Here is a 9,358-nt window from a genome sequence, read left to right as displayed (position 1 = left end):
GATCGGTGTTGAACAGCTCGTCCACCAGCGGCAACGCCACCTTGTCCTGCGGGCGCTTGGGGCCGGCAAGGCTGGGTACGACGGAAGCCATGTCCAGCTGCAGCGTGCTGGAGAAGACGGGTTCGTCTTCGGGAGAGAACCACATACCCTGCTGCTTTGCATAGGCTTCCACAAACGCGATCGATTCCTCGCTGCGGCCGGTCAGGCGCAGATATTCCAGCGTCTTGTCGTCGATACCGAAGAAGCCGCAGGTGGCGCCGTATTCGGGCGCCATGTTGCCGATGGTGGCACGATCGGCCAGCGGCACGTTGTCCAGCCCGTCGCCGTAGAATTCCACGAATTTGCCCACCACGCCCTTTTCGCGCAGCATCTGCACGACGCGCAGCACCAGATCGGTGGCGGTGGTGCCCTCGGGCATGGCGCCCGTCAGCTTGAAGCCGATGACCTCGGGGATCAGCATGGAAATCGGCTGGCCCAGCATCGCGGCCTCGGCCTCGATGCCGCCCACGCCCCAGCCCAGCACCGCGGCGCCGTTGACCATCGTGGTGTGGCTGTCGGTGCCGACCAGCGTGTCGGGGTAGGCGACCTGCTCGCCGTTCTGATCGGTGTCGGACCAGACGGTGCGCGACAGGTATTCCAGATTGACCTGGTGGCAGATGCCGGTGCCGGGCGGGACCACGCGGAAATTGTCGAAGGCCTTCTGCCCCCATTTCAGGAAGGTGTAGCGCTCCATGTTGCGCTCATACTCGCGGTCGACGTTCATCTGGAACGCGCGCGGGTTGCCGAACTCGTCGATCATCACCAAATGGTCGATGACCAGATCGACCGGGTTCAGCGGGTTGATCTTCTGCGCGTCGCCGCCCAGGGCGACGATGCCGTCGCGCATCGCGGCCAGATCGACAACGGCCGGCACGCCGGTGAAATCCTGCATCAGCACGCGGGCAGGGCGGTAGGTGATCTCGCGCGGGTTCTTGCCGTTCTGCTTGCCCCAGTCCGAAAACGCACGGATGTCGTCGGTCGTGACCGTCTTGCCATCCTCGAAGCGCAGCATGTTTTCCAGCACGACCTTCAGCGCGGCGGGCAGGTCGGAAAATTCACCGAGCCCGGCGGCCTCGGCGGCGGGAATGGAATAATAGGCGAACGCAGAACCGCCGACTTGCAGCGTCTTGCGCGTTTTCGAGCTATCGTGGCCGACCGTGATCGTCATCTGTGCCTCCTGGGGGATACTACGACGGAAATCTCTGAGGCGGCTATGCCCTATGACGGCAAGGCGATCAAGGGTGTGCCGCCCAAATTGTATACCGTGGTGCACAATAAATCCCACCGCGAAGCCTTGACGCGCGCGCTCTCTTCCGGTTCGACGGATCGCAAAACATTGATTGGCGTGCGTCGAGCGAGCTGCGTAGGTCTGGGGTCAGTCAGGAAAGGTCCGAACACATGCGCACAGCCCTGAGCATCACGCTGACCGCGGTTTTCTCGATCTGGACACATATGGCCCTGGCCGAAGATCAACCCGTGGTGGTGGAGCTTTTCACATCCCAGGGCTGTTCGAGCTGTCCGCCGGCCGATGCCTTGTTGAGCGAGCTTGCCAAGCGTCCCGACGTGCTGGCCCTGGCGCTGCATGTCGATTACTGGGATTACATCGGCTGGGCCGATGATTTCGCCATGCCCCGCAACACCGCCCGTCAAAAGGGCTATGCCGCTGCCGCAGGCACCCATATGGTCTATACACCGCAGATGATGGTCGGCGGCATGGACCCGGTGGTCGGCTACAAACCCATGAAAATCGCGGATTTGATCGAGGATCACAAGGCGCGCGTCCTTCCGGTTCGGCTGACGGTCGAGCGGACGGGCAACATGTTGCATCTGACCGCACGCGCGACCCGCCCGCTGCGCAAACCCGCCGTCGTGCAGGTGATGCGCTTCGATCCCGCGCGCACGGTCGACATCAGGAAGGGTGAAAACGCCGGGCGCACGATCACCTATTCCAATATCGTCACCGACTGGGAACGTGTCGCGGAATGGACCGGCAAGGAAGCGCTCGACCTCGAGCTGAAGATCCTCGAGACCGGGCCGATGGCGGTGATCGTGCAGGAAACCGGCTACGGGCCGGTTCTGGCGGCGGCGCGCATCGACTGACGGTGCGGCTTCCACCGGCGATGTATCCATAACCATTGCGCCGGATCGCGGCGCACCCGTGCGTCCAGACTGTCGTTGAGCGCCTGGGTCATCGTTTCCGCATCGCTGTGCGGCACCGGCGCCTCCACGGTGATGGTGAAGCTCAACCCGTCACGATTGCGCGCGCCGTAGAAGGGCACCAGCAGCGCATCGTATTTCAGCGCCATTTCCGCCGCCGACAGGGCCGTGGGCGCGGGTTTGCCCATGAAATCCAGCAATGCGCCGTCATACATGAACTGGTCGATCAGCAACACCGCGAACCCGCCGCCGCGCACATGTTTGACCAGCCCCGCCAGACCGCGCCGGCCGCGCGGAAAGATCGGACCGCCGATACGCTCCATCGTGGCGACGTAGTGTTCGTTGAAAAACGCATTGTTCATCGGACGGTAGAGGCCGCCGATGCTGTAGCCGCGCGCCGTCAGCGCGGCGCGCGGCGCCTCGTAATTGCCGAAATGCCCCGTCACCAGCACGACCGGACGACCGCTGGCGCGCGCCTGCTCCAGCGCGGCGACGCCCGGCCCTTCGACCGGATTCTCGGCCATGCGGGCCATCAGCTCGGGCGTGGAATAGTTCTCGATCAGCGTGCGGCCCACGTTGTCGCTGACCGCGCGGGCGATCGCGCGGCGCCGCTCGCGCGGCATGTCGGGAAAGACATAGGCCAGATTTTCCATCGCGCGCCGGTTATAGCCCGCCAGCGGCCCCACCAGCAGGCGCGTCACCGCCCCCATCAACGGCACGCGCCAGCGATAGGGCAGACGCAGCAACGACCCGATCAGCAGCCGCAGCGCGCGGTCCACTGCCCAATCCTGTCTCGTGCGTCCTTCGTTGGGCCTGCGTTTCATCGAATTCTGTTCTGCCGGTGGCTGCCTCTGGGCGCGCAGTCATAGACAGCGCGATACGGTGCTGCAAGTCCGCTGCCCCGTGTAATGAGGCCCGATCAATCGGACCCGTGGGATCGGCGCCGTCGGCGCGGCGCGCTTGGACCCGACGCCGGGATCAGACGGGTGGCGGCAAGGCAAGGCCCGTTCCGATCATCGAATCGCGCGTGACCAGCGCAGCCAGTTGCTCCTCCGTCAGCCCCTCGGTGCCCTCGGGGCGGCGCGGCACCACGATATAGCGCATGTCGGCGGTGGAATCATGGACCCGCACCGTCACGCCTTCGGGCAGCTCGACGCCGAACTCGCGCAGCACGGCGCGGGGTTCGCGTACCACGCGCGAGCGGTAGGCGCGCGATTTGTACCAGTCGGGCGGCAACCCCAGCAGGTTGCGCGGATAGCATGAACAAAGCGTGCAGGTGACCACGTTGTGGCAGGTGTCGGTATTTTCCACCGCTATCAGCCGCAGCGTGCCGATGTCAAACCCCAGCTCGCGGCTGGCGGCGGAGGCATCGGCCAGCAGCCGCGCGCGAAACCCTTCGTCCACCCAGGCGCGCGCCACCACCGCCGCGCCGTCGGCAGGCGAACGGCGGTCCATCGCCTCGATCTGCGCGGCGATCTCGGCCGGGGTGGTGACGCCTTTCTCGACCAGCAGTTCGCGAACGGCTATTTCCATGGCTTGCCAGTAGCTTAGCGGCGTATCGTCATCCTTCCTGTAAGGATGCCCCGAGGGGCTGAGATGCGCGTGTGCATGGTCATGCGGATGATCGTGGGGCATCAGGCGGGCTCCAGCCAATGGGCGTAAATCTCGGCATCCAACGTGTCGTCGGGCCGTTCCGCATGTGCACCCCAAAGTTCGCGCATCGTGAAGCGCACGCGCAGCAGCGCGCGGTTCTCGGCAGGCAGGCCGTAGGCCAGCCGCTCGGGGTTGGCAAACTCGCCCAGGGGCCGTTCCACCACGCCGACCTTGCCGCGCAGATAGGCGGGCGTGCGCAGGTGGCCGGGCGGCATCAGCGCCTTGACCCGCACCCACTGCGGCGCCGCCTCAGCCACCCGAGGCCTCGCCATATGTACCGCCGCGCGCCTGCACCTGCGCGATCTTCTCGCCCAGTTCCGCCACGGAATAGACGCCGCCCTCCAGCAGGTTCTGGTTGATCGCGGCGATCCAGCGTTCGTAATAGCTCATCGTCTGGAACGCCTCTTCGCCCATGTCCTCCAGCGCGCGGCGCAGACCGTCGACGGTGAAGTGCCCCTTGGCCGAACACAGCACCATCAGCGCGTCGGCGCGCTTTTCCCAGAGCGAGAAATCATGCTGGCTGCGGTCCAGCGTGCCGCCGGGCTGGCCGCCCATGTCGTGCCAGCGGCGCCCGTCGAAGGGGATATCATCCTGCCTGTCCATGCCACGCAGGTTAGCACGCCCCCCGCGCGCCGCAAGGCCCGCGCGCGGGCAGGTCGGGGAGGGGTCTGCCGGCCCGACCTATGGGGCCGCTCTATGGGCCCAGTTTAACGGGCGGCCTCAGCCCTCGCCGAAGACGCGGGCGAAGATCGTGTCGACGTGCTTGGTGTGATAAGCCAGATCGAACTTCTCCTCGATCTCGGCCTTGCTCATCACCGCGGTGACCTCCGGGTCGGCCAGCAGTTCCTCCATGAAATCGGCACCCTGTTCCCAGACCTTCATCGCGTTGCGCTGCACCAGGCGATAGCTGTCCTCACGGCTGACACCCTTTTGCGTCAGCGCCAGCAGCACCCGCTGCGAATGCACGAGGCCGCGGAACTTGTTCATGTTGGCCAGCATGTTGTCGGGGTAGACCACCAGCTTGTCGACCACCTGCGTCAGCCGCGCCAGGGCGAAATCCAGCGTGACGATGGTGTCGGGGCCGATGTTGCGTTCCACCGATGAATGCGAAATGTCGCGCTCATGCCAGAGCGCCACGTTTTCCATCGCGGGAACCACGGCCATGCGCACCAGCCGGGCCAGACCGGTCAGGTTCTCGGTCAGCACGGGGTTGCGCTTGTGCGGCATGGCCGAGCTGCCCTTCTGCCCCTTGGAGAAGAACTCCTCCGCCTCCAGCACCTCGGTGCGCTGCATGTGCCGGATCTCGGTCGACAGGTTCTCGATGCTGCTGCCGATCACGCCCAGCGTCGCGAAGAAGGCGGCGTGGCGGTCGCGCGGGATCACCTGGGTGCTGATCGGCTCTGGCTCCAGCCCCAGCTTCGCGCAGACGTGTTGCTCGACCCTCGGGTCGATGTTGGCAAAGGTGCCGACCGCGCCGGAAATCGCGCCGGTGGCGATTTCGGCGCGTGCGCTGCGCAGGCGGGTGCGGTTGCGGTCCATCTCGGCGTAGAAGCGCGCGAAGGTCAGACCCATCGTCGTGGGTTCCGCGTGGATGCCGTGGCTGCGCCCGATGCGGACGGTATCCTTGTGTTCCATCGCGCGGCGTTTCAGCGCCTCCAGCAACGCGTCCATGTCGGCCAGCAGCAGATCGCTCGCGCGCACCAGTTGCACGTTGAAGGTGGTGTCCAGCACGTCCGAGCTGGTCATGCCCTGATGCACGAAACGCGCCTCGTCGTTGCCGATGATCTCGGCCAGATGGGTCAGAAAGGCGATGACGTCGTGTTTGGTGACGGCCTCGATCTCATCGATGCGGGCCACGTCGAATTCCGTGTCCTTCGCCTTCCAGACGGCCTGCGCGTTTTCTTTGGGGATCACGCCCAGCTCCGCCATCGCGTCGCAGGCGTGGGCCTCGATCTCGTACCAGATGCGGAACTTGGTCTCGGGCGACCAGATGGCGACCATTTCGGGGCGGGAATAGCGGGGGATCATCGGCGGACCTTTTGCGGTTGGGGGCGTGGCGCGGGTGTCTTAGACTGCCGCCCCGTGAACGGCAAGGATGAGGGCGAAATGGCGAAGCGGGCAGGGCGGGCGATCACGGCGGCGGATTTCATCGCGAGCTGGGCGCTGCACAAGCGGATCGAGGATCACGGCGCCGGCACCACCGCCACATTCGAGGGGCGGTGCCTCATCGCGCCGCACGCGCCCGACCCGACGTATTTGGCGCTGGAGGAGACGGGCCGCATGTTTCTGCCGGGTCAGCCGCCCCTCGCGGGAAGCCGACGCTATCTCTGGCGGGCGGACCCGGCCGGGCGGGTGGAGGTGGCATTCGACGACGGCCGCCCCTTCCACCGCATCGACCTGACGCAGGACGCGCCCTCGGACACGCATCGCTGCGATCCCGACACCTATCGCGTCACCTATGATTTCACGTCCTTCCCGCGCTGGCGCGCGGTCTGGCGGGTCACCGGCCCGCGCAAGAACTACACGATGTCGCAGACCTACACGCCCTGATAGGGCCACGATGCTGCGCGACGACCGGGCCCCGAGATCGGGCGATTTGCACCCGCGCATTGAACTTGCGCGCCGGGGGCACGGGTGCAATATTCGACGCAACTTGTTTCACAGAACGGAGACCGAAATGGCGCTCGCCCTCGACGACAAAGTCCTATCGGAGCAGATCCTGCCCGCCACCGGCACCGCACTGCGCCTCAAGCAGGTGGCGATGGTGGTTCTCGGCATCGCCTTCCTGGCCATCGCGGCGAAGATCAAGGTGCCGATGTGGCCCGTGCCGGTCACCATGACCACCTTCGCGGTGCTGACGCTGGGGGCCGCCTATGGCCCGCGCATGGGCCTGACGACGATCCTGGGCTACCTGATCGTCGGCGCCGCCGGATTTGACGTCTTCGCCAGTTCCTCCGCCGAGACGAACGGCCTGACCTACATGATGGGCGGCACGGGCGGCTATCTGCTGGGCTATGTGCTGGCGACGCTGGCGCTGGGTCTGGCCGCGCGCAAGGGCTGGGACCGCAGCGTGCCGGGCATGGCCGGCGCCATGCTGATCGGCAACGCGCTGATCTACATCCCCGGCCTGCTGTGGCTGGGCGTGCTCTACGGCTGGGACAAGCCGATCCTGGAATGGGGCCTGACGCCCTTTCTGATCGGGGATGCGATCAAGCTGGCGCTGGCCGCGCTGCTGGTCCCCGGCCTGTGGAAACTGCTGGGCAACGCCCGCGGGTAAGCGCCCGGGCGCCCGCATCGGCCCCCCATCTGAGTTCGAAAAGGGCGCGCCATCCGGTGCGCCCTTTTTTCTGGAGCGCCCGACGGGCATGGTCAGGCCGGGGCGCAGGAGGCGACGTATCGGGGAAGCGCATGAAAATATTGGTCTGGTTCGTCCTCTTCATCGTCTGCGCCGCGCTTTTATCGCTGCTTTGGGTGCGTCTTGCGCCGGTCGACGCGGCCCTTTGGCATGTCGATCCGACCCGGGCCACGCGTCCCGGCCCGGGCGGCTGGCTGTTGAGCGACACCGGCGGCGACGCCCCGGCCGCACGGTTCGACGCGGCCCCGGAACAGATCATGGCCCGGCTCGACCGGATCGCGCGCACGACCCCGCGCACCCGGCCGATCGCGGGCGCTCCCGGCGAGGGCTGGGTCACCTACCAGACCCGCTCGCGCGTGTTCGGCTTTCCCGATTACACCACGGTGCGCGCCACCCCCACGCCGCAGGGCGGCACGGCCCTGTCGATCCTGGCGCGGCTGCGCTTCGGCAACTCAGATCTCGGGGTCAACCGCGCGCGTGTGGAAAACTGGATGGACAGGCTGCGGCGCGCGCAGGGCGGATGACGCGCATCCGGTTGCCGTTTCCCGCCAGAACGGCACATTGCCCGCCATTTCGCATCTTGCGGTGAAATTGCGCCCGTCCACGAACAGGCAGATCGACACGCCAAGTTCCACGCGCGCGCCGCTCGTGTCGGTGCAGTAGCAGTCGATCTTCGTGCCTACGGATGCTTCGGCCGCCGAAATTCGCTGCGCGCAGGACAAGGACAGACCGACGAACGTGGCAAAAAGTCTAACCATGCATCAGCATAGCATGTCACGGGAGCTTGACCAAACACGACGGATCGGCAACACCCCGATCATGGTACCCACAGACAAACTGGATCAGATCACCGGCCGGTTCGAGTTTCTCGAGGCCAAGCTGGCCACGGGCGATGTGTCCGACATCGCCGGGCTGTCGCGCGAATACGCGGAGCTGAAGCCGGTGGCCGATCAAATCGCCGCCTATCGCATGTTGCTGCGCGCCCGCGAGGATGCGCAGGCGATGTTGGACGATCCCGACATGGCGGAGCTTGCCGCCGAGGAGGTGGCGCGTATCTCGGCCCTGCTGCCGGAGGCCGAACGCGCGGTCAGCCTGGCGCTGTTGCCGCGCGACGCGGCCGACGAACGCCCCGCGATAATCGAGATCCGCCCCGGCACCGGCGGCGAGGAGGCCGCGCTTTTCGCGGGCGATCTGCTGCGGATGTATCAGCGCCATGCCGAGGCGATGGGTTGGAAATTCAACGTGATCGAGGAGGCCCAGACCGAGCTTGGCGGCATCAAGGAGGTGATCGCCAACGTCCAGGGGAACGGCGTCTACCGGCGTCTCAAGTTTGAATCCGGCGTGCATCGGGTGCAGCGCGTGCCAAGCACCGAATCGGGCGGGCGCATCCACACCTCCGCCGCGACCGTGGCCGTCCTGCCCGAGGCGGAGGCCGTCGACATCGACATCCCGGCCACCGATATCCGCATCGATACGATGCGCGCCTCGGGCGCGGGTGGCCAGCACGTCAACACCACCGACAGCGCCGTGCGCATCACCCATATTCCCAGCGGCATCGTCGTCACCAGTTCCGAGAAATCGCAGCATCGCAACCGCGAGATCGCGATGGGCGTGCTGCGCGCGCGGCTTTACGACCGGGAACGCCAGAAGGCCGACGAGGCCCGCGCCGCCGACCGCAAGAGCCAGGTCGGCTCGGGCGACCGGTCGGAGCGCATCCGTACCTACAACTTTCCCCAGGGGCGGATGACCGACCACCGCATCAACCTGACGCTCTACAAGCTGGATCAGGTGATGCAGGGCGATCTGAACGAGGTCATCGACGCGCTGATCGAGGACGACCAGATCCGCAAGCTGGCCGAACTGTCGCAATGACCGCGCAGGAGCTGCTGCGCCAGGCGGTCGACCTGCTGCGCCGGAACGCCATCCCCGACCCGCAGCGCGACGCGCGGCTCATGCTGGCCCATGCGATGGGCATCGCGCCCGACCGCATGACGCTGCATCTGCACGACGTGCCGGACGACGCGGCCATCGCACGGTTCCGCGTGGCCTTGGACCGGCGCGGCGACAGGCAGCCCGTCGCGCAGATTCTGGGCCGCAGGCAATTCTACGGCCGCAGCTTTCGCGTGACCCGCGATGTACTGGACCCGCGCGCCG

At 66.4% G+C, this 9,358-nt stretch carries 11 protein-coding genes and 1 pseudogene; 6 read left to right on the top strand and 6 right to left on the bottom strand.

Annotated elements, in window-relative coordinates; all coding sequences use genetic code 11:
- A partial coding sequence (locus tag ACU0BR_RS06220; protein WP_446155981.1) for an aconitase family protein occupies positions 1-1,207 on the bottom strand: 1,207 nt, incomplete at its 3' end.
- Between the two features lie 230 nt (positions 1,208-1,437).
- Here ACU0BR_RS06220 and ACU0BR_RS06215 point away from each other — a divergent pair.
- On the top strand, positions 1,438-2,139 hold the full coding sequence (locus ACU0BR_RS06215; RefSeq protein WP_446155980.1) for a DUF1223 domain-containing protein: 702 nt from the start codon (positions 1,438-1,440) through the stop codon (positions 2,137-2,139).
- Here the strand turns inward: ACU0BR_RS06215 and ACU0BR_RS06210 are convergent.
- From ACU0BR_RS06210 to purB, 5 genes are all read right to left on the bottom strand, one after another.
- Complete coding sequence (locus ACU0BR_RS06210) at positions 2,103-3,020, bottom strand: lysophospholipid acyltransferase family protein (protein ID WP_446155979.1); 918 nt, start codon at positions 3,018-3,020, stop codon at positions 2,103-2,105. The two genes, ACU0BR_RS06215 and ACU0BR_RS06210, sit on opposite strands and share 37 nt — an antisense overlap.
- A 154-nt stretch (positions 3,021-3,174) precedes the next feature.
- The gene (nthA, locus tag ACU0BR_RS06205) at positions 3,175-3,831 is read right to left on the bottom strand and encodes a nitrile hydratase subunit alpha (RefSeq protein ID WP_446155978.1); all 657 of its coding nucleotides are present in this window, start codon (positions 3,829-3,831) and stop codon (positions 3,175-3,177) included.
- Positions 3,831-4,121: an SH3-like domain-containing protein gene (locus ACU0BR_RS06200; protein WP_446155977.1), complete on the bottom strand. Its 291-nt coding sequence runs from the start codon at positions 4,119-4,121 to the stop codon at positions 3,831-3,833. The genes nthA and ACU0BR_RS06200 overlap by 1 nt, the downstream gene beginning before the upstream one ends.
- On the bottom strand, positions 4,099-4,404 hold the full coding sequence (locus ACU0BR_RS06195) for a ScnB-like protein (RefSeq protein ID WP_446155982.1): 306 nt from the start codon (positions 4,402-4,404) through the stop codon (positions 4,099-4,101). The genes ACU0BR_RS06200 and ACU0BR_RS06195 overlap by 23 nt, the downstream gene beginning before the upstream one ends.
- 165 nt (positions 4,405-4,569) lie before the next feature.
- Positions 4,570-5,877, bottom strand: coding sequence for an adenylosuccinate lyase (purB, locus tag ACU0BR_RS06190; RefSeq protein WP_446155976.1), 1,308 nt, complete (start codon positions 5,875-5,877; stop codon positions 4,570-4,572).
- 78 nt (positions 5,878-5,955) lie between these two features.
- On the opposite strand from purB, the gene ACU0BR_RS06185 reads away from it, so the two are divergent.
- From ACU0BR_RS06185 to ACU0BR_RS06165, 5 genes and pseudogenes are all read left to right on the top strand, one after another.
- Complete coding sequence (locus ACU0BR_RS06185; RefSeq protein WP_446155975.1) at positions 5,956-6,399, top strand: DUF6314 family protein; 444 nt, start codon at positions 5,956-5,958, stop codon at positions 6,397-6,399.
- Positions 6,400-6,526: 127 nt separating this feature from the next.
- Positions 6,527-7,126 (top strand): biotin transporter BioY, encoded by a 600-nt coding sequence (locus ACU0BR_RS06180; protein WP_446155974.1) that lies wholly within the window; start codon positions 6,527-6,529, stop codon positions 7,124-7,126.
- 131 nt (positions 7,127-7,257) lie between these two features.
- Positions 7,258-7,728 carry a DUF1499 domain-containing protein gene (locus ACU0BR_RS06175; RefSeq protein ID WP_446155973.1) on the top strand — a complete coding sequence of 157 codons (471 nt, stop codon included), beginning with the start codon at positions 7,258-7,260 and terminating at the stop codon, positions 7,726-7,728.
- 295 nt (positions 7,729-8,023) lie between these two features.
- A complete protein-coding gene (gene prfA / locus ACU0BR_RS06170) occupies positions 8,024-9,076 on the top strand; it encodes a peptide chain release factor 1 (protein WP_446155972.1) in 1,053 nt (350 codons plus the stop codon).
- Positions 9,073-9,358: pseudogene (locus ACU0BR_RS06165) on the top strand (peptide chain release factor N(5)-glutamine methyltransferase); the annotation flags it as partial. The gene prfA and the pseudogene ACU0BR_RS06165, both read left to right, overlap by 4 nt.

This window comes from Brevirhabdus sp. (assembly GCF_052826345.1).
Note: the sequence above shows the minus strand (reverse complement) of the source record. Positions and strands in the feature narration are given on the sequence as shown.